The organism is Streptomyces sp. NPDC097619 (assembly GCF_040302735.1).
Lineage (GTDB): Bacteria > Actinomycetota > Actinomycetes > Streptomycetales > Streptomycetaceae > Streptomyces.
Map to the genome: position 1 here is coordinate 15,532 of NZ_JBEOSD010000087.1, position 17,305 is coordinate 32,836.

At 72.8% G+C, this 17,305-nt stretch carries 18 protein-coding genes; 9 read left to right on the forward strand and 9 right to left on the reverse strand.

The window, feature by feature from the left end; all coding sequences use genetic code 11:
* Positions 1 to 167 precede the first annotated feature (167 nt).
* The 4 genes from nhaA to ABTZ17_RS22715 all read left to right on the forward strand — a co-directional run bounded on the left by nhaA (position 168) and on the right by ABTZ17_RS22715 (position 3,412).
* Positions 168 to 1,571 carry a Na+/H+ antiporter NhaA gene (gene nhaA, locus ABTZ17_RS22700; RefSeq protein ID WP_352197508.1) on the forward strand — a complete coding sequence of 468 codons (1,404 nt, stop codon included), beginning with the start codon at positions 168 to 170 and terminating at the stop codon, positions 1,569 to 1,571.
* Between the two features lie 85 nt (positions 1,572 to 1,656).
* Positions 1,657 to 2,115 (forward strand): phage holin family protein, encoded by a 459-nt coding sequence (locus ABTZ17_RS22705; protein WP_352197509.1) that lies wholly within the window; start codon positions 1,657 to 1,659, stop codon positions 2,113 to 2,115.
* Entirely contained in the window at positions 2,112 to 3,071 is a 960-nt protein-coding gene (locus ABTZ17_RS22710) for an alpha/beta fold hydrolase (protein WP_352197510.1), read from the forward strand. The genes ABTZ17_RS22705 and ABTZ17_RS22710 overlap by 4 nt, the downstream gene beginning before the upstream one ends.
* 161 nt (positions 3,072 to 3,232) lie before the next feature.
* Positions 3,233 to 3,412, forward strand: a complete 180-nt coding sequence (locus tag ABTZ17_RS22715) for a hypothetical protein (RefSeq protein WP_352197511.1) — start codon at positions 3,233 to 3,235, stop codon at positions 3,410 to 3,412.
* 117 nt (positions 3,413 to 3,529) lie between these two features.
* Here ABTZ17_RS22715 and ABTZ17_RS22720 read toward each other — a convergent pair whose 3' ends face one another.
* The 3 genes from ABTZ17_RS22720 to nth form a co-directional block, all read right to left on the reverse strand.
* Positions 3,530 to 4,732 (reverse strand): MarP family serine protease, encoded by a 1,203-nt coding sequence (locus ABTZ17_RS22720; RefSeq protein WP_352197512.1) that lies wholly within the window; start codon positions 4,730 to 4,732, stop codon positions 3,530 to 3,532.
* A 13-nt stretch (positions 4,733 to 4,745) separates the two neighbouring features.
* On the reverse strand, positions 4,746 to 5,477 hold the full coding sequence (locus ABTZ17_RS22725) for an NUDIX hydrolase (protein ID WP_352197513.1): 732 nt from the start codon (positions 5,475 to 5,477) through the stop codon (positions 4,746 to 4,748).
* A gap of 147 nt (positions 5,478 to 5,624) precedes the next feature.
* Positions 5,625 to 6,710: an endonuclease III gene (gene nth / locus ABTZ17_RS22730; protein WP_352197525.1), complete on the reverse strand. Its 1,086-nt coding sequence runs from the start codon at positions 6,708 to 6,710 to the stop codon at positions 5,625 to 5,627.
* 228 nt (positions 6,711 to 6,938) lie between these two features.
* On the opposite strand from nth, the gene ABTZ17_RS22735 reads away from it, so the two are divergent.
* The gene (locus ABTZ17_RS22735) at positions 6,939 to 7,613 is read left to right on the forward strand and encodes a Crp/Fnr family transcriptional regulator (protein ID WP_003981529.1); all 675 of its coding nucleotides are present in this window, start codon (positions 6,939 to 6,941) and stop codon (positions 7,611 to 7,613) included.
* A 232-nt stretch (positions 7,614 to 7,845) separates the two neighbouring features.
* Positions 7,846 to 8,361 carry a hypothetical protein gene (locus ABTZ17_RS22740; RefSeq protein WP_352197514.1) on the forward strand — a complete coding sequence of 172 codons (516 nt, stop codon included), beginning with the start codon at positions 7,846 to 7,848 and terminating at the stop codon, positions 8,359 to 8,361.
* Positions 8,362 to 8,472: 111 nt separating this feature from the next.
* Here ABTZ17_RS22740 and ABTZ17_RS22745 read toward each other — a convergent pair whose 3' ends face one another.
* The 5 genes from ABTZ17_RS22745 to sp36 all read right to left on the reverse strand — a co-directional run bounded on the left by ABTZ17_RS22745 (position 8,473) and on the right by sp36 (position 11,480).
* Positions 8,473 to 8,769 (reverse strand): ribosomal protein L7/L12, encoded by a 297-nt coding sequence (locus ABTZ17_RS22745; protein ID WP_352197515.1) that lies wholly within the window; start codon positions 8,767 to 8,769, stop codon positions 8,473 to 8,475.
* A gap of 32 nt (positions 8,770 to 8,801) precedes the next feature.
* Entirely contained in the window at positions 8,802 to 9,653 is an 852-nt protein-coding gene (locus tag ABTZ17_RS22750; RefSeq protein WP_352197516.1) for an MBL fold metallo-hydrolase, read from the reverse strand.
* Positions 9,650 to 10,600: an NUDIX hydrolase gene (locus tag ABTZ17_RS22755; RefSeq protein ID WP_352197517.1), complete on the reverse strand. Its 951-nt coding sequence runs from the start codon at positions 10,598 to 10,600 to the stop codon at positions 9,650 to 9,652. The genes ABTZ17_RS22750 and ABTZ17_RS22755 overlap by 4 nt, the downstream gene beginning before the upstream one ends.
* Before the next feature lie 263 nt (positions 10,601 to 10,863).
* Complete coding sequence (locus ABTZ17_RS22760; protein ID WP_352197518.1) at positions 10,864 to 11,328, reverse strand: RidA family protein; 465 nt, start codon at positions 11,326 to 11,328, stop codon at positions 10,864 to 10,866.
* Entirely contained in the window at positions 11,325 to 11,480 is a 156-nt protein-coding gene (sp36, locus tag ABTZ17_RS22765) for a Sp36 family protein (RefSeq protein WP_352197519.1), read from the reverse strand. Before sp36 ends, ABTZ17_RS22760 begins: the two co-directional genes overlap by 4 nt.
* Before the next feature lie 78 nt (positions 11,481 to 11,558).
* Between sp36 and bagA the strand changes: the two genes are divergently transcribed.
* Both bagA and bagB read left to right on the forward strand, forming a co-directional pair.
* The gene (gene bagA, locus ABTZ17_RS22770; protein WP_352197520.1) at positions 11,559 to 12,539 is read left to right on the forward strand and encodes an ATPase BagA; all 981 of its coding nucleotides are present in this window, start codon (positions 11,559 to 11,561) and stop codon (positions 12,537 to 12,539) included.
* An 8-nt stretch (positions 12,540 to 12,547) separates the two neighbouring features.
* A complete protein-coding gene (gene bagB / locus ABTZ17_RS22775; RefSeq protein WP_352197526.1) occupies positions 12,548 to 14,044 on the forward strand; it encodes an ATPase BagB in 1,497 nt (498 codons plus the stop codon).
* A gap of 84 nt (positions 14,045 to 14,128) precedes the next feature.
* On the opposite strand, the gene ABTZ17_RS22780 is transcribed toward bagB, so the two are convergent.
* On the reverse strand, positions 14,129 to 14,479 hold the full coding sequence (locus tag ABTZ17_RS22780; protein ID WP_352197521.1) for a WhiB family transcriptional regulator: 351 nt from the start codon (positions 14,477 to 14,479) through the stop codon (positions 14,129 to 14,131).
* A 395-nt stretch (positions 14,480 to 14,874) separates the two neighbouring features.
* Here ABTZ17_RS22780 and ABTZ17_RS22785 point away from each other — a divergent pair, with 395 nt between their 5' ends.
* Positions 14,875 to 17,166, forward strand: a complete 2,292-nt coding sequence (locus ABTZ17_RS22785) for a transglycosylase domain-containing protein (RefSeq protein WP_352197522.1) — start codon at positions 14,875 to 14,877, stop codon at positions 17,164 to 17,166.
* Positions 17,167 to 17,305: the final 139 nt, after the last annotated feature.

A 17,305-nucleotide genomic window follows, 5' to 3' on the forward strand; every position in this document is an offset into this window, starting at 1 on the left:
CGCCGGATCCCCGGGCCGCGCCTAGAGTGCAGAGCACCGGATCCGTCCGCGCGCGCTTCTGTAAAGTAGTGAAAGCGTAAAAAAGTCATTCAGGGTGCGCCGGGAAGTCTGGTCGGCAACAGCTTTGCTGTGCCATGCCGTCCAACCGACCCCGGAGGTGCCCGCCCGTGGCCGCGCCCGAGACCGACCGCAAGACCACCCTGCTCGGCAGGCTGTCCCTGCCCGAGCGGCGCTTCGTGGCCGACGCCCTGCGCACCGAGACCGTCGGCGGGGTCCTGCTCCTCGTGGCCGCCGTGGCCGCCCTGCTCTGGGCGAACATCCCCGCGATCAGCGAGGGCTACCGCACCGTACGGGACTTCCACTTCGGGCCCGCCTCCCTCGGCCTGGACCTGTCCGTCCAGCACTGGGCCGCGGACGGCCTCCTCGCGGTCTTCTTCTTCGTCGCGGGCATCGAACTCAAGCGGGAACTCGTCGCGGGCGACCTCCGCGACCCCAAGGCCGCCGCCCTCCCCGTGGTCGCCGCCCTCTGCGGCATGGCCGCCCCCGCCCTGGTCTACGCGCTGGTCAACCTGCTCGGCGACGGCTCCCTGGACGGCTGGGCCGTCCCCACGGCCACCGACATCGCCTTCGCCCTGGCCGTGCTCGCCGTCATCGGCACCTCGCTGCCCTCCGCCCTCCGGGCCTTCCTGCTGACCCTCGCGGTGGTGGACGACCTCTTCGCCATCCTGATCATCGCCGTCTTCTTCACCAGCGAGATCGACTTCCTGGCCCTGGGCGGCGCCGTCGTCGGCCTGGTCCTCTTCTGGTTCCTGCTCCGCAAGGGCGTACGCGGCTGGTACGTGTACGTGCCGCTGGCCCTCGCGATCTGGGGCCTCATGTACAACAGCGGCGTGCACGCCACCATCGCGGGCGTGGCCATGGGCCTGATGCTGCGCTGCACCCGCCGGGACGGCGAGGAGCACTCCCCCGGCGAGCACATCGAGCACCTCGTCCGGCCCGTGTCCGCGGGCCTGGCGGTGCCGCTGTTCGCCCTGTTCTCCGCCGGGGTCTCGCTCTCCGGCTCGGCCCTCGGCCAGGTCTTCACCCGCCCGGAGACTCTGGGCGTGGTCCTCGGCCTCGTCGTCGGCAAGGCGCTGGGCATCTTCGGCGGCACCTGGCTGGCCGCGCGCTTCACCCGGGCCGAACTCAACGAGGACCTGGCCTGGCCCGACGTGTTCGCCGTGGCCTCGCTGGCGGGCATCGGGTTCACCGTCTCCCTCCTCATCGGCGAACTGGCCTTCGCCGGGGACCCCGTCCTCACCGACGAGATCAAGGCGGCCGTGCTGATCGGCTCCTTCATCGCCGCCCTGGTGGCCTGTGTGCTGCTGAAACTGCGCAACCGCCGCTACAGGGCCCTCACGGAGGCTGAGGAGCGCGACGAGGACCTCGACGGCATTCCGGACATCTACGAGCAGGACAACCCGGAGTACCACCTGAGGATGGCCCGCATCCTGGAGGAGAAGGCCGCGGAGCACCGCCGTCGGGCCGAAGTCGCGGCCGGGTCGAGCGGCGAGGGCGACAGTCCGGCATGATCTGACAGCGGGTGGTGCCCGGCCCCGGACTCTCCGGGGCGCACCGCCCGACCGTCCACGGACAGCCGAACAGAGGGAGAGAGCGATGAGTGGAGTGGACCAAGGCGCGCAGGGGACCGAGCGGACCCTGGGCCAACTGGTCGCCTCGGCCACCGCCGAGATGTCCGCCCTGGTGCACGACGAGATCGCTCTGGCCAAGGCGGAACTGCGCCAGGACGTGAAGCGCGCCGGCATCGGCGGCGCGGCGATCTCCGTGGCGGGGGTGCTCGCCCTGTTCTCCCTGCCGGTCCTGAGCTTCGCCGCCGCGTACGGCATCCACAACCTGGGCCTCGGGCTGGCCTGGTCCTTCCTGATCGTGGGGGCGGCCTTCCTGCTCCTCGCCGGGCTGCTGGCGCTGCTCGCCGTGGCCAAGTTCAAGAAGGTCAAGCCGCCGGAGAAGTCCATCGCCTCGGTGAAGCGCACCGCGGCGGTCGTCGGCACCGTCAAGCCGCACCCGCGGCCGGTCAGTGACAAGGCGGTGGGTGTGGCACGCTCGTCCTCATGACAGCGCCCACGCCGGACTCCGGAATTCCGCCCACCGCCGCCACGGCGGTGCGGCTCGATCTGCCCGGCGACCGGCAGGTGGTGCACCGCGACGTCGCGGCCAACGGCGCCCGCTTCCACACCGCCGAGCTCGGCGAGGGCCCGCTGGTGCTGCTGCTGCACGGCTTCCCCCAGTTCTGGTGGACCTGGCGGCACCAGCTCACCGCGCTCGCGGACGCCGGGTTCCGCGCGGTGGCCATGGACCTGCGCGGGGTGGGCGGCAGCGACCGCACCCCCCGCGGCTACGACCCGGCCAACCTCGCCCTCGACATCACCGGGGTCGTCCGCTCCCTCGGCGAACCCGACGCCGCCCTGGTCGGGCACGACCTGGGCGGCTACCTGGCGTGGACGGCCGCGGCGATGCGGCCCAAGCTGGTGCGCCGCCTGGTGGTCTCCTCCATGCCGCACCCCCGCCGTTGGCGCTCGGCGATGCTGTCGGACTTCGCGCAGAGCCGCGCCGGCGGCCACATCTGGGGCTTCCAGCGCCCCTGGCTGCCCGAGCGGCAGCTCGTCGCGGACGACGGCGCCCTGGTGGCCCGGCTGATCCGCGAGTGGTCCGGGCCGCGCCCGCTGGACGAGGAGGCCCTGGAGGTCTACCGCCGCGCCATGTGCATCCCCTCCACGGCCCACTGCTCCGTCGAGCCCTACCGGTGGATGGTCCGCTCCCTGGCCCGCCCCGACGGGCTCCAGTTCAACCGGCGGATGAAGCGGCCGGTCCGGGTGCCCACCCTGCACCTCCACGGGTCACTGGATCCGGTGATGCGCACGCGCAGTGCCGCCGGGTCGGGCGAGTACGTGGAGGCCCCGTACCGCTGGCGGCTCTTCGACGGCCTCGGGCACTTCCCCCACGAGGAGGACCCGGTGGCCTTCTCCACCGAGCTCGTGAACTGGCTGAAGGACCCCGAACCGGACCGCTGAGGCACCGCCAGGACATCGCGCGCCGGGCGGGTCTGACGGACCGTACGGAACCGTCCCGCACCGGTCACACCATCCGACAATCCTTCAATTGCCCGGTGCATAGGCCAATTGGCCCTCTCCGGAGCGGTTACCGACCTTGGGCCCCGGGCACACGTCGGAGTATGGGCTGGACGCACGACCACGGTGACTCCGCACGCAACCGCCGCTCGGCAGCTACGCCGGGCGGCTACGAGAGGTCGGGCCGGTCGCCGCACGGCGACGACCACCGCCTCGACATCCCGCGCATCCTGCGCCGCCGCGCCCGCTGGGTCTCGGCCCGGCTCAGGCATCCGAGGAGCTGAGCGGACCGCGCCCGGGGTCCTCCCGGGACGGCCACGGCGGCGGACCACCACCATGCGGCGGAGGTCCGCCCTCGGCCGCTCCGGGCCGCGGGTGCCGCTCCCCCGGGGTCCGTCGTCCTAGAGGGCGCAGCCCTGGGTGTTGACGCGGCCCTCGGCGCTCCGGCCTTCGCGGATGTCGTCGCGGACCTCGTCCACGGTGAGGGCGTAGCCGGTGTTGGCGTCGTCCAGGGACTTGGCGAAGACCACTCCGGAGACCTTGCCCTCCGGGGTCAGCAGCGGTCCGCCGCTGTTGCCCTGGCGGACCGTCGCGTACAGGGAGTACACGTCCCTGCGGACGGTCCCGCGGTGGTAGATGTCGGGGCCGTTGGCGTTGATCCGGCCGCGGACGCGGGCCGAGCGCACGTCGTAGGCGCCGTTCTCCGGGAAGCCGGCCACGATGGCGTCGTCCCCGCTGCGGGCGTCCTCCTCGGTGAACTCCAGCGCCGGGGCTTCGAGCCGGGGCACGTCCAGGACGGCGATGTCGCGCTCCCAGTCGTAGAGCACGACCTCGGCGTCGTAGAGCCGGCCCTCACCGCCTATCTGCACGGTGGGCTCCTGCACCCCTCCGACCACGTGCGCGTTGGTCATCACGCGGCCGGGGGCGAAGACGAAGCCGGTGCCCTCCAGGACCTTGCTGCAGCTGGGGGCGGTGCCGACGACCTTGACGATGGAGCGCTTGGCGGCCTCGGCCACCGGGCTGCCGGCGAGGGCCGGGTCGGGGGCGCGGACCTCGGTGATGGGCTCGTTGGAGAACGGGCTGAAGACCTGCGGGAAGCCGTTCTGCGCGAGGACCGAGGAGAAGTCGGTGAACCAGGTGTCGGCCTGGTCCGGCAGCACCCGCGAGACCCCGAGCAGCACCTTGGAGTTGCGGACCTCCTTGCCGAGGGTGGGCAGGGAAGTGCCGGCCAGCGCGGAGCCGATCAGCCAGGCCACCAGGAGCATGGCGACGACGTTGACCAGGGCGCCCCCGGTGGCGTCCAGGGCGCGCGCGGGCGACCAGGTGATGTGGCGCCGGAGCTTGTTCCCCAGGTGGGTGGTGAACGCCTGCCCGATGGAGGCGCAGACGATGACCACGACCACCGCGACGACCACGGCCGTGGTCGACACCTGGGCCTTGTCGTCCCGCAGTTGGTCCCAGACCAGGGGGAGCAGGGACACGGCGACGAGGCCACCGCCCAGGAAGCCGATCACCGACAGGATGCCGACGACGAAGCCCTGGCGGTAGCCGACGATCGCGAACCACACGGCGGCGAGCAACAGCAGGATGTCCAGCACGTTCACGTGGGCCACCGTCTCATGCGCGCCAGTCGAGCGGGACCTGGCGGGTTCGGTCCCAGGGCCTTTCCCAGTGGGCGTAGTGCAGGATCCGGTCGATCACGCCGGCCGTGAACCCCCAGACCAGGGCCGATTCGACCAGGAATGCGGGCCCTTGGTACCCGCTGGGGTGGACCACGGTGACCCGGTGCTCGGGGTCCGTGAGATCCGCCACGGGCACCGTGAACACGCGGGCCGTCTCGGCCGGGTCGACCGCCCCGACCGGGCTGGGCTCACGCCACCAGCCGAGTACGGGGGTGACCACGAACTCGCTGACGGGGATGTAGAGGCGGGGCAGCACCCCGAAGAGCTGCACGCCGGTGGGGTCGAGCCCGGTCTCCTCCTCGGCCTCGCGGAGCGCCGCGCGCAACGGGCCGGAGCCGGTGGGGTCGCCGTCCTCCGGATCGAGGGCGCCGCCGGGGAAGGAGGGCTGTCCGGCGTGCGAACGGAGGGTCCCGGCACGTTCCATCAGGAGCAGTTCGGGCCCGCGGGGGCCCTCGCCGAAGAGCACGAGGACGGCGGACTGCCGGCCCGCCCCGTCCTCGGGCGGCAGGAAGCGGCTGAGCTGGCGGGGGCGGACGGTCCGCATGGCGTGCACCACCGGGTCCAGCCAGCCGGGCAGGCCCTCGGTGGAGAGCAGGACGGGGCCCTCCTCGGGCCGGTGGCCCCGCGGGGTCCCGTGTCCGGCCTCGTCCCGCGTCGCCCTTGCCATGCGCACCTCTGTCCGTTCGCCGTCTGTAGGCCCCCTGGCTGCAACGCGCCCGGGGCGCCGATTCGTTCCGCCGGGCCCGGCGCGCCGGGCCGGTTCCGCGAGGGGTGCCGCACCGCCCGCTCCCGGGGGCGGGAGCGGGCCACGGGGTCAGGCCGCCGGGCCGGGCTCCGGGGCGGCGGTCGTACGGACCAGGGGGGCCGCCGGCAGCCCCGGGTAGTCGGCGGGCGGGCTGAGCCGCTGGCCGGGCTGCCCGCCCTTCTCGTACTTCAGCAGCTTGGCCGCCTTCTCCGGATCGGTCTCGCCCTCCCCGTAGGCGGGGCAGAGCGGGGCGATCGGGCAGGCCCCGCAGGCGGGCTTGCGGGAGTGGCAGATCCGGCGGCCGTGGAAGACCACGCGGTGCGAGAGCATCGTCCACTCGCTCTTGGGGAAGATCGCGCAGATCTCCGCCTCGACCTTCTCCGGATCCTCCTGCTCGGTCCACTTCCAGCGGCGCACCAGGCGCCCGAAGTGGGTGTCCACGGTGATCCCCGGGACTCCGAAGACGTTGCCGAGGACGACGTTGGCCGTCTTCCGGCCCACTCCGGGCAGGGTGACCAGATCCTCGATCCGGCCCGGCACCTCCCCGTCGAACCGGTCCCGCAGCGCCGCGGACAGACCCATCAGCGACTTGGCCTTGGCCCGGAAGAAGCCGGTGGGCCGGATGATCTCCTCCAGCTCCTCCGGGACCGCCGCCGCCATGTCCTCCGGGGTGGGGTACGCGGCGAAGAGGGCGGGGGTGGTCTGGTTCACCCGCAGGTCGGTGGTCTGCGCGGACAGGACCGTGGCGACCAGCAGCTCGAACGGGTTGGTGAAGTCCAGCTCGGGGTGGGCGTAGGGGTAGACCTCGGCCAGTTCGCGGTTGATCCGGCGGGCCCGGCGCACCATCGCGAGGTGCGACTCGGGCTTGGCGGGCTTCGCGGACTTGGCGGGCTTCGCGGACCGGGTGGGCGCGGAGCCCTGCGCGGGCTTCTTGCTCGCGGGCCGCTTGCTCGCGGCCTTCTTCGCGCCGCTGGCCGTTCCGGTGGTCCCGGCCGCCCGCGCGCCCCCGGCCGCGGGACCTCCGGCCCCTGCCTTGGTCGAAGCTTTACCCGCCGCGCGCGGGGCGGCTCCGGCCCCCGGAGCCCCCTTCGCGGGGCGGCGTACGGACGGGGACGAGCCCTGTTCGCCCACGGCTGAATCCGTGGGGGCGGTCACTCTCGCGGGGCCTTTGGCCTGTGCTCTCACCGGCTTGTTGGACACCCGGCCAGCCTAAGGGCAGCCGCCGACGGACCACCCGGACCTCCGGTAACACCACCCCGATTGGCTCCGGACAGCCCGGTACGGGCCCGCATCCGGCATCCTTGTGACCGATCGCACTGTTTGACGCGTCCTGCAAAATGGGGAGCACGGTCCCCTGAGCAGGTCGATATAGGAGAGAGACTCGTGGACGACGTTCTGCGGCGCGCCCCGCTCTTCGCGGCGCTCGATGACGAGCAGGCCGCGGAGCTCCGCGCCTCCATGGGCGAGGTGACCCTCGCACGCGGTGACGCCCTGTTCCACGAGGGCGACCCCGGTGACCGGCTGTACGTGGTCACCGAGGGCAAGGTGAAGCTGCACCGCACCTCCCCCGACGGCCGGGAGAACATGCTGGCCGTCCTCGGCCCCGGCGAGCTGATCGGAGAGCTGTCGCTCTTCGACCCGGGCCCGCGCACCGCCACCGCCACCGCGCTGACCGAGGTCAAGCTGCTCGGCCTGGGCCACGGGGACCTCCAGCCCTGGCTGAACGCCCGCCCCGAGGTGGCCACCGCGCTGCTGCGCGCCGTCGCCCGCCGACTGCGCAAGACCAACGACCAGATGTCCGACCTGGTCTTCTCCGATGTCCCCGGGCGCGTGGCCCGGGCGCTCCTCGACCTGTCGCGCCGCTTCGGCGTGCAGTCGGAGGAGGGCATCCACGTGGTGCACGACCTCACCCAGGAAGAGCTGGCCCAGCTGGTCGGCGCCTCCCGCGAGACGGTCAACAAGGCCCTCGCCGACTTCGCGGGCCGCGGCTGGCTGCGCCTGGAGGCGCGCGCCGTGATCCTCCTCGACGTGGAGCGCCTCGCGAAGCGCTCGCGCTGACGCGCACCGCCACGGCGCCCGACGGGGCTCCGCACGGCTTCCGGAAGGGGCCCCGCCACCGCGGCGGGGCCCCTTCCCGCGTCTCCCGCCCCTGCCCGCGCCCGTCACGTGCCTCCCGCCTCCCCCGCGGGTTCCTCGTTCCGGGTGCCTTTCCGTCCCCGTACGGGCGCACCGCCGCGGCACGGCGGGCCGGGTCCGGGGCTCCCCGGTCGGGCGGCCGCACTGTGGCCCCATGAACGGATACCGACACGCGGCCGGGGCCGGGCCGGTGCGGGAGCAGGGCGGGTACGCCGAGCGGGCCGGGAGCCTGGGGCGGGTCCGGCCGGAGCACCGCCAGGCCGTGGCGACCGCCCGGACGCGGACCGCGGAGTCCTTCGGCGCCCGCCTGCACAGCGCGTACCTGCACGGACCGCTGCCCCTGGGCCTGCCGGGCCGGCTGGGACTGCTGCTGGTGCTGCACGCGGAGCCCGGACCGGCCGACCGGGCCACCGCCCAGGCCCTCGCGGACGTGCTGCGGCCCGAGGCCGAGGCCGTGACGGGTTCCCCGGACGGCGCCCCGGAGACCGGGCAGGGGCCCGCGCTCCTGCTGTACGGGAAGGAGGCCGTCCTCTCCGAGGCGGAGCGGGACGGCATCGGCCGCTTCCTGGCCTGCCGGTGCGTACCGCTGCTCGGGGCCGACCTGGCCGAGCACCTGCCCCGCTACCGGGCCGGGGACGAGCCGGCCCCCGGAGCCGGGACGACGCTCTGACGGCACCACGGGGGCTCCCGGCGGCCCGCGAGGGCCCCCGCGGTCACCCCACACGCCCCAGGCGTCACAGCGGCCTCACAGGATGCCCCGTACCGCCCTCAGGAGCCCCGCTCAGCGTTCCATGGCCTCCACGGCCTCCTTGGCCTCGCGGAGCCCCGCCCCGGTCAGCCGCCGGTACTCCTTGATCGCCTCGATCTTGCGGCCCTTGAGCAGCAGGGCGCGGACCTCGGCCATGCCCGGTTCCGTCCGCTCCTCGATGCCCAGGTGCGTCATCAGCAGGTCGAGCCGCCGCTCCAAGCGGGCGTTCTGCCGCTCCAGCCGGTGGATCCGGCCCGCCAACGCCCCGCTGACGGAACTGACGGCACCGACCACGGCGAGCACGACCACGAGCCCCACGAATATCCCCATGCCCGGAGCCTAGCCGGCCCCGGGCACGGCATTCAGACGATTTCCCCGCCGTCGGGGATCAGTCCGTGCTCCCGCAGGTACTCCAGCTGTGCCCGTACCGACCACTCCGCCGCCGGCCACAGGGAGCGGTCCACGTCGGCGTAGACGTGCGCCACCACTTCGGAGGGGGTGCGGAAGCCGTTCTCCACGGCGGTCTCCACCTGTGCCAGCCGGGCCGCGCGGTGCGCGAGGTAGTACTCCACGGCGCCCTGGGCGTCGTCCAGGACCGGGCCGTGTCCGGGCAGGACGGTCCGCACCCCGTCGTCCACGGTCAGCGAGCGGAGCCGGCGCAGGGACTCCAGGTACTCCCCCAGCCGTCCGTCGGGGTGCGCCACGACGGTGGTGCCGCGGCCGAGGACGGTGTCCCCGGTGAGCACCGCCCGGTCGGCGGGGAGGTGGAAGCAGAGGGAGTCGGCGGTGTGCCCGGGGGTGGGCACCACCCGCATCTCCAGCCCGCCCACGGTGATCACGTCCCCGGCGCCCAGTCCCTCGTCGCCGAGACGCAGGGCCGGGTCCAGGGCGCGGACGCGGGTGCCGGTGAGCTCCGCGAAGCGGGCGGCTCCCTCGGCGTGGTCGGGGTGGCCGTGGGTGAGGACGGTCAGCGCGATCCGCTTGCCGGCCTTCTCGGCGGTGGCGACGACCTCGCGCAGGTGGCCCTCGTGGAGCGGGCCCGGGTCCACGACCACGGCGAGGTCGGAGTCGGGTTCGGAGACCAGCCAGGTGTTGGTGCCGTCCAGGGTCATCGCGGACGGGTTGGGGGCCAGGACGTTCACGGCGCGCGCGGTCGCGGGGCCGGAGACGACCGTCCCGCGGGGTTGGCCGGGCAGGGCCGCAGCGTCGGTCATGCCGCGCCCCCCGTACGGACCCGCTTGGTGAACTCGTCGTGGCCCGGCCAGCTGAGCACCACCTCGCCCGCTTCCAGGCGCGCCCGGGCCAGCACCGGGGCCAGCTCCTGGTCCGCGGCCCCGGCGAGGGCCCCGGCGGCGGTGCCGTACGGCTCCAGGGAGCGCAGGGTGGCGATGGTCGGCGGCATCATCAGCAGCTCGCCCCGGTCGTAGCCGTCCGCGGCCTCGGCGGGTCGGACCCAGACGGTGCGGTCGGCCTCGCCGGACACGTCGCGGGTGCGCTGTCCCTCGGGCAGCGCCGCGACGAAGAACCAGGTGTCGAAGCGCCGCGGCTCGAACTCGGGGGTGATCCAGCGGGCCCAGGCCCCGAGCAGGTCGGAGCGGAGCAGCAGGCCGCGCCGGTCCAGGAACGCGGCGAAGGACAGCTCGCGGGCCACCAGGGCCCGCCGGTCCGCCTCCCAGTCCGCGCCGGTGGTGTCCCCGACGAGGGCGTCGGGGGCGGGCCCGGCGAGCAGGACCCCGGACTCCTCGAAGGTCTCGCGGACGGCGGCGCACACCACGGCCTGGGCCGTGGCGGTGTCGGGGGCGCCGAGCCGCGCGGCCCAGCTCTCCAGCGTGGGGCCGGCCCAGCCGACCAGCCGGTCGTGGTCGCGGGGGTCCACCCCGCCGCCGGGGTAGGCGTAGGCCCCGCCCGCGAAGGCCATGGTGGTGCGGCGGCGCAGCATGTGCACGGCGGGACCGGCGGGGGTGTCGCGGAGCAGCATGACGGTGGCGGCCCGCTTGGGGTCCACCGGGGTCAGGGTGCCGTCGGCGAGGGCCCGGATGCGGTCCGGCCATTCGGGCGGGTACCACTGGCCGCCCACGGCCGTGCCGCCCTGCCGCGCGTCCCGCGCGCGGTCCGTTTCCTGCCCGCTCCGGCCGTCCCGGCCGCTCTGACCATCTGCCATGGCCGGATGCTACGACCATCCGTGCCGATGTTCGAGGGGGGTTCCGGCCGTGCCGCCGTGATCAGTGCGCTGAGCTGCGCGGAAGCCCGTACGACCGGCTTCGGGGCCGGGCCCCGGAACGGCCGGCAGGGCACCCCGACCGGGCCGGCGAGGGGCCGGCGGCGCACCGGAAACGCGTCCGGCCGGCACGGGGCCGGCCGGGGTGGGCGCCGTCGGGCGCCCGGGGGGGGGCGTGCGGGGCACCGGGCCCCGCACGCCGCGCGTCAGTCGGCGACCTCGATGAGGAACTCGACCTCGACGGGAGCGTCCAGCGGGAGCACCGACACGCCCACAGCGCTGCGGGCGTGCACGCCCTTCTCGCCGAGGACCTCGCCCAGCAGCTCGCTGGCGCCGTTGATGACGCCGGGCTGCCCCGTGAAGTCGGGGGCGGAGGCGACGAAGCCGACCACCTTCACGACCCGCACGATCTTGTCCAGGTCACCGATGACCGACTTCACGGCGGCCAGGCCGTTGAGGGCGCAGGTGGCGGCCAGCTCCTTGGCCTCCTCCGCGGAGACCTCGGCGCCGACCTTGCCGGTCAGCGGCAGCTTGCCCTGCACCATGGGCAGCTGGCCCGCGGTGTAGACGTGGGCACCGGAGCGCACGGCCGGCTGGTACGCGGCCAGCGGCGGGACGACCTCGGGCAGCGTCAGCCCGAGCTCGGCCAGCTTCGACTCGACGGCACTCATGCCTTCTCCCGCTTGAGGTAGGCCACCAGCTGCTCGGGGTTCGGGCCGGGCACGACCTGGACCAGCTCCCAGCCGTCCTCGCCCCAGGTGTCGAGGATCTGCTTCGTGGCGTGGACGAGCAGCGGGACCGTGGCGTATTCGAACTTCTTCATGCGGGGAGCGTAGCCGCTGCCGCCGGATCTTCGAGACCTCTCGCCGCACCGGGCAGGGGGACTGGTTAGGCTCGACGCGTGAGCAGGCTCCAGGTGGTCAGCGGCAAGGGCGGCACCGGTAAGACCACGGTCGCCGCCGCACTCGCGCTCGCCCTCGCGACCGAGGGCAGGCGGACTCTACTCGTGGAGGTCGAGGGCAGGCAGGGCATCGCACAGCTCTTCGGCACGGAGGCGCTCCCGTACGAGGAGCGGAAGATCGCCGTGGCCCCGGGGGGCGGCGAGGTGTTCGCGCTCGCCATCGACGCGGAACGGGCGCTGCTGGACTACCTCCAGATGTTCTACAAGCTCGGCTCCGCGGGCCGCGCCCTGAAGAAGCTCGGGGCCATCGACTTCGCGACGACGATCGCGCCGGGCCTGCGGGACGTGCTCCTGACGGGCAAGGCCTGCGAGGCGGTGCGCCGCAAGGACAAGCAGGGCCGCTTCCTCTACGACCACGTGGTGATGGACGCCCCGCCCACCGGCCGCGTCACCCGCTTCCTGAACGTGAACGACGAGGTCGCCGGCCTGGCCCGGTTCGGCCCCATCCACAACCAGGCGCAGGCCGTGATGAAGGTCCTGAAGTCCCCGGACACGGCCGTGCACCTGGTGACCCTGCTGGAGGAGATGCCGGTCCAGGAGACCGCCGACGGCATCGCGGAGCTGGCGGAGGCCGGGCTGCCGGTGGGTCAGGTCATCGTGAACATGGTCCGCCCGCACCACCTGGACGAGGCCGCGCTGCGGGCCGCCTCCGGGGAACACCGGGCCGAGGTGGCGAAGGCGCTGTCCCGGGCGGGGCTGGGCGGGGCGCGGCGGGGCCAGGTCGCGGAGCGGCTGGTGGACCCGCTGCTGGAGCAGGCCGCCGAGCACGCGGTGCGGGTGGGGCTGGAGCGGGAGCAGCGGGCCGTGCTGGCCGACCTGGGCCGCACCACGTACGAGCTGCCGCTGCTGGGCGCGGGAATGGACCTGGCCGGGCTGTACGAGCTGGCCACCGAGCTGCGGAAGCAGGTGAGCACGGCGTGACCGAGGCCATGGGGGCGGTCCTGGGGCCGGACGCCCCGGACCGGCTGGAAGTGGACCGGCTGCTGGACGACCGGAAGACCCGGATCCTGGTGTGCTGCGGCTCCGGCGGGGTCGGCAAGACCACCACGGCGGCGGCCCTGGGGCTGCGGGCCGCCGAACGCGGCCGGAAGGTCGTCGTGCTGACCATCGATCCGGCGCGACGGCTGGCCCAGTCCATGGGCATCGACTCCCTGGACAACGTGCCGCGGCGGGTGCCGGGGGTCTCCGGGGACGGCGAGCTGCACGCCATGATGCTCGACATGAAGCGGACCTTCGACGAGATCGTCGAGGCGCACGCGGACGCCGAGCGGTCCCGGGCGATCCTGGACAACCCCTTCTACCAGTCCCTGTCGGCCGGGTTCGCGGGCACGCAGGAGTACATGGCCATGGAGAAGCTGGGCCAGCTCCGCGCGAAGGAGGAGTGGGACCTGATCGTGGTCGACACCCCGCCGAGCCGGTCCGCGCTGGACTTCCTGGACGCGCCGAAGCGGCTGGGGTCCTTCCTCGACGGCAAGTTCATCCGGGTGCTGATGGCCCCCGCGAAGGTGGGCGGCCGGGCCGGGCTGAAGTTCCTCAACGTCGGCATGTCGATGATGACGGGCACCCTCAGCAAGCTGATGGGCGGCCAGCTCCTCAAGGACGTGCAGACCTTCGTGGCGGCGATGGACACGATGTTCGGCGGCTTCCGGACCCGCGCGGACGCCACCTACCGGCTGCTCCAGGCGCCCGGTACGGCCTTCCTGGTGGTCGCGGCCCCCGAACCGGACGCCCTCCGCGAGGCCGCGTACTTCGTGGAGCGCCTCGCCGAGGACGACATGCCGCTGGCCGGCCTGGTGCTGAACCGCGTGCATGGCAGCGGGGCGGACGCGCTGTCCGCGGAGCGAGCGCTGGCCGCCGCGGAGAATCTTGACGAGGGCAGCATTGTGGATCAGGAGTCCGGGAAAGCTGCTCCTGACCCCGAGGGCTCCGGCCCGTCCGGGGACACCACGGCTCCCGAGGACGGCTCCCCCATCCCGCCCGAGGAACCGCACGGATCGCACGGATCGCACGAACGACCCGACGACCGGCACGACACGGACCACGCGCACGAGGCCGACGACGCCCGGGAGGGTCGACAGGACACGAGGACGACGACGCGGAAGGCATCCGCGCGGGGCACCGGCACGCCGGGTGCGTCGACGGCGGCCGACAGCGGGTCCGTCACGTCCGGGAAGTCCGGAGAAGAGGGCAGCGGTGGCTCGACGGACGCCGTCCCGGTGGACGAGATCGCGGCGGGGCTGCTGAGACTGCACGCCGAACGCATGCAGCTGATCGCGCGCGAGCGGCGCACGCGGGACCGTTTCACCTCACGGCATCCGGAGGTGGCGTTCACGGAGGTGGCCGCCCTGCCCGGCGATGTGCACGACCTCGCCGGGCTGCGGGCCATCGGTGACCGGCTCGCGGCCGGGCAGTCGGCCGGAGCATGAGGCACGTACCCCCGGCGGGTGGGCCGGCTCTTCCCTGTCGGAGAGCCGACGTACCCCTGGGGTACGACTGACGTCCGCCGCGGTCTACCCCGCGGCCGCGTACGTCTCGTACACGATGTCCGCGTCGGCGTCGACGTCCACGCCCAGGATGCCCGTACTGCGCTCGTACTCCGTGCGAGCGGTTTCGAGCAGCCTGCGCCAGGAGGTGACCGTGGGACGCCTGCGCAACAGCGCACGGCGTTCCCGCTCCGTCATCCCACCCCACACGCCGAATTCCACGCGGTTGTCGAGCGCATCGGCGAGGCACTCCGTGCGCACCGGGCATCCGGTACACACTGCCTTGGCCCTGTTCTGCGCCGCACCTTGAACGAACAGTTCATCCGGATCGGTAGTGCGGCAGGCTGCCTGCGCACTCCAGTCGGTTACCCAGCCCATCTAGGCGCCGTCCTCTCCCGAATCGAGGCTCCCCCACGGCGGTAGCGGCATATTCACCGCTGCCAGTTGAGGACGTTACGGAAGGTGGACACAGCGCAACACCCCCGTCGGGCCCAATCTTGAATGGCCCGAACGGACTATGCGTGAGCGGGAGATCACCCGACGGAGTGACCTGGCGACATGCCCGACCTATACCGCAATTCGGGGCATTTATCTCAACTCACATCGGACGCCGAATGACGGATGCGGCAGATTCGGACATGAGTCCACCCCTTTCGGGAAGGGTGAAAGTCGCACCGAGGGGTTGATGTACCGGGCCGCTGCTGTGACAGTTGGGAGCAGCTTAGGCCAAGGCATATACGCGTGTCCGGCGAATGAGAACGTAGGCTGCCCCCATGCCAAAGAAGCGCTCGGGCGGAGGGCTCACGGGGAGCCAGCAGGCCGCCAAGTTCCTCGGGGTCTCCGTTCTCTCCGGAGTCGTGCTGGCCGGTATCGCCATCCCCGCCGCGGGTGCGCTGGGCCTGGCGGCCAAGGGCACCGTCGAGGGATTCGACGAGATCCCCGCCAACCTCAAGACCCCGCCGCTGAGTCAGCGCACCACCATCCTCGACTCCGAGGGCGGACTGATCGCGACCGTCTACTCGCGCGACCGGAAGGTCGTCCCGCTGACGGCGATCTCCCCGTACATGCAGAAGGCCATCGTCGCCATCGAGGACTCGCGCTTCTACGAGCACGGCGCCGTGGACGTCAAGGGCATCCTGCGCGCGGTCAACCGCAACGCCCAGGAGGGCGGCGCGGCCCAGGGCGCCTCCACGCTCACCCAGCAGTACGTGAAGAACGTCTTCGTGGAGGAGGCCGGCGACGACCCGGCCAAGGTGGCCGAGGCCCAGCAGAAGAGCCTCGGGCGCAAGATCCGCGAGCTGAAGTACGCGATCCAGGTGGAAGAGGAGCTCGGGAAGAAGAAGATCCTCGAGAACTACCTCAACATCACCTTCTTCGGGCAGCAGGCGTACGGCATCGAGTCCGCCGCGCAGCGCTACTTCAGCAAGCCCGCCCGGGACCTCACCCTGGAGGAGTCGGCCCTGCTCGCCGGGCTGGTGCAGTCACCCAGCCGGTACGACCCGGTCAACGACGCCCAGGAGGCCACCCTCCGCCGGAACACCGTCCTCCAGCGCATGGCCGACATAAGGGACATCTCGCAGGAGGAGGCCGACCGTGCGAAGGCCGCCCCGATCCGCCTGAAGGTCACCAAGCCGAAGAACGGCTGCATCACCGCCGTCAGCGGCGCCGGCTTCTTCTGCGACTACGTGCGCGCCACCTTCCTCTCCGACCCGGTCTTCGGCAAGACCAAGGAGGAGCGGGCCAAGATCTGGAACCAGGGCGGCCTGACCATCCGGACCACCCTGGACCCGCAGTCCCAGGAATCGGTGAACGACTCCATCAAGGAGCACGTCTACCAGTCCGACAAGGTCGCCACGGCCGTCACCCTGGTGCAGCCGGGCACCGGCCGCGTCCTCGCCATGGGCCAGTCCCGCCCGTACGGCTTCGGCACCAACGAGACCCAGATCAACTTCTCGGTGGACCGGCGGCTCGGCGGCTCCAACTTCGGCTTCCCCACGGGCTCCACCTTCAAGCCCTTCGTCGCGGCCGCCGCCCTGGAGAAGGGCATGCCCGCCACGAAGACGTACGCCTCGCCGTACGAGATGGAGTACCCCAGCCCGGTGCAGACCTGCAGCGGAAACCCCTGGGTGAACACCAAGGGCGAACGGGTCCCCAACGAGAACGAGTCCGAGGTCGGCCCCTACGCCATGAAGGAGGCCATGGCCAAGTCGGTCAACACGTACTTCGTGGAGATGATCGGCGAGATGGGCCTGTGCCCCCTCAAGGAGATCACCGACAAGCTCCACGTGGTCCGCGCCGACGGCGTCAAGCTGCCCGACAGCCCGGCCGTCTCCCTCGGCACCGAGGGCATGTCCCCGCTGACCATGGCCAACGCCTACGCGGCCTTCGCCAACCGCGGGGTCTACTGCTCCCCCGTCGCCATCGAGTCCATCACCGACCCGCGCGGCAAGGCCCTCAAGGTGCCCAAGTCCAGCTGCGAGCGGGTGATGTCGGAGAAGACCGCCGACACCATCAACACCCTGCTGCTCGGCGTGGTCGACTCCGGCACCGGCCGCTCGGCCGGCCTCAGCGACCGCGACAGCGCCGGCAAGACCGGTACCACCGACTCCCGCCACAACGCCTGGTACGTGGGCTACACCCCGAACATGGCCGGGGCCACCTGGGTCGGTTCCCCCGGCAACAACCAGGTCTCGATGGAGGACATCACCATCGGTGGCCAGTACTACGACAAGGTCTTCGGTGGCGGTCTGCCCGGTCCGATCTGGCAGGACGCCGTCTCCGGCGCCCTGGCCGGACGCGAGGCCCCCGGCTTCGTGACCGTGCACATCCCGGACCCGGTCCAGCCCAACCCCGGCGGCAAGGGCAAGCCCGGCAAGAAGGGGAAGAAGGACAAGGGCCGGGACGGCAAGCCCGGCGACCGCGACCCCGGCGGCGACAACGGGGGCGAGAACGGCGGCGACAACGGCGACCGCGACCCGAACGGCGGCGGCGTCACCGACCCGCAGTTCCCGTTCCCGGGCGTGAGCCTCGACCCGGGCGGCCTGCTGGGCGGCCCGAACGGCTGAGCCGCACGGCTCTCGCAGCACGAAGGGGTGGGGCCCCGGCCTTGAAGGCCGGGGGCCCCCCCCCACCGCAGCGGAGCCCCGCGCCGCGAGGAGAACACGGCCGGACGGGAAGTAGAACTATAAACAGGAACCCGCCCGC

What these genes read in the sequence shown, in the direction of transcription:
- bagB (WP_352197526.1), top strand. Translation starts at nt 12,548, where the DNA reads ATGGGGGCGGTCCTGGGGCCGGACGCCCCGGACCGGCTGGAAGTGGAC.
- ABTZ17_RS22785 (WP_352197522.1), top strand. Translation starts at nt 14,875, where the DNA reads ATGCCAAAGAAGCGCTCGGGCGGAGGGCTCACGGGGAGCCAGCAGGCC.
- ABTZ17_RS22715 (WP_352197511.1), top strand. Translation starts at nt 3,233, where the DNA reads ATGGGCTGGACGCACGACCACGGTGACTCCGCACGCAACCGCCGCTCG.
- ABTZ17_RS22750 (WP_352197516.1), bottom strand. Translation starts at nt 9,653, where the DNA reads ATGACCGACGCTGCGGCCCTGCCCGGCCAACCCCGCGGGACGGTCGTC.
- ABTZ17_RS22745 (WP_352197515.1), bottom strand. Translation starts at nt 8,769, where the DNA reads ATGGGGATATTCGTGGGGCTCGTGGTCGTGCTCGCCGTGGTCGGTGCC.
- ABTZ17_RS22710 (WP_352197510.1), top strand. Translation starts at nt 2,112, where the DNA reads ATGACAGCGCCCACGCCGGACTCCGGAATTCCGCCCACCGCCGCCACG.
- ABTZ17_RS22740 (WP_352197514.1), top strand. Translation starts at nt 7,846, where the DNA reads ATGAACGGATACCGACACGCGGCCGGGGCCGGGCCGGTGCGGGAGCAG.
- ABTZ17_RS22780 (WP_352197521.1), bottom strand. Translation starts at nt 14,479, where the DNA reads ATGGGCTGGGTAACCGACTGGAGTGCGCAGGCAGCCTGCCGCACTACC.
- sp36 (WP_352197519.1), bottom strand. Translation starts at nt 11,480, where the DNA reads ATGAAGAAGTTCGAATACGCCACGGTCCCGCTGCTCGTCCACGCCACG.
- ABTZ17_RS22705 (WP_352197509.1), top strand. Translation starts at nt 1,657, where the DNA reads ATGAGTGGAGTGGACCAAGGCGCGCAGGGGACCGAGCGGACCCTGGGC.
- ABTZ17_RS22725 (WP_352197513.1), bottom strand. Translation starts at nt 5,477, where the DNA reads ATGGCAAGGGCGACGCGGGACGAGGCCGGACACGGGACCCCGCGGGGC.
- ABTZ17_RS22755 (WP_352197517.1), bottom strand. Translation starts at nt 10,600, where the DNA reads ATGGCAGATGGTCAGAGCGGCCGGGACGGCCGGAGCGGGCAGGAAACG.
- ABTZ17_RS22760 (WP_352197518.1), bottom strand. Translation starts at nt 11,328, where the DNA reads ATGAGTGCCGTCGAGTCGAAGCTGGCCGAGCTCGGGCTGACGCTGCCC.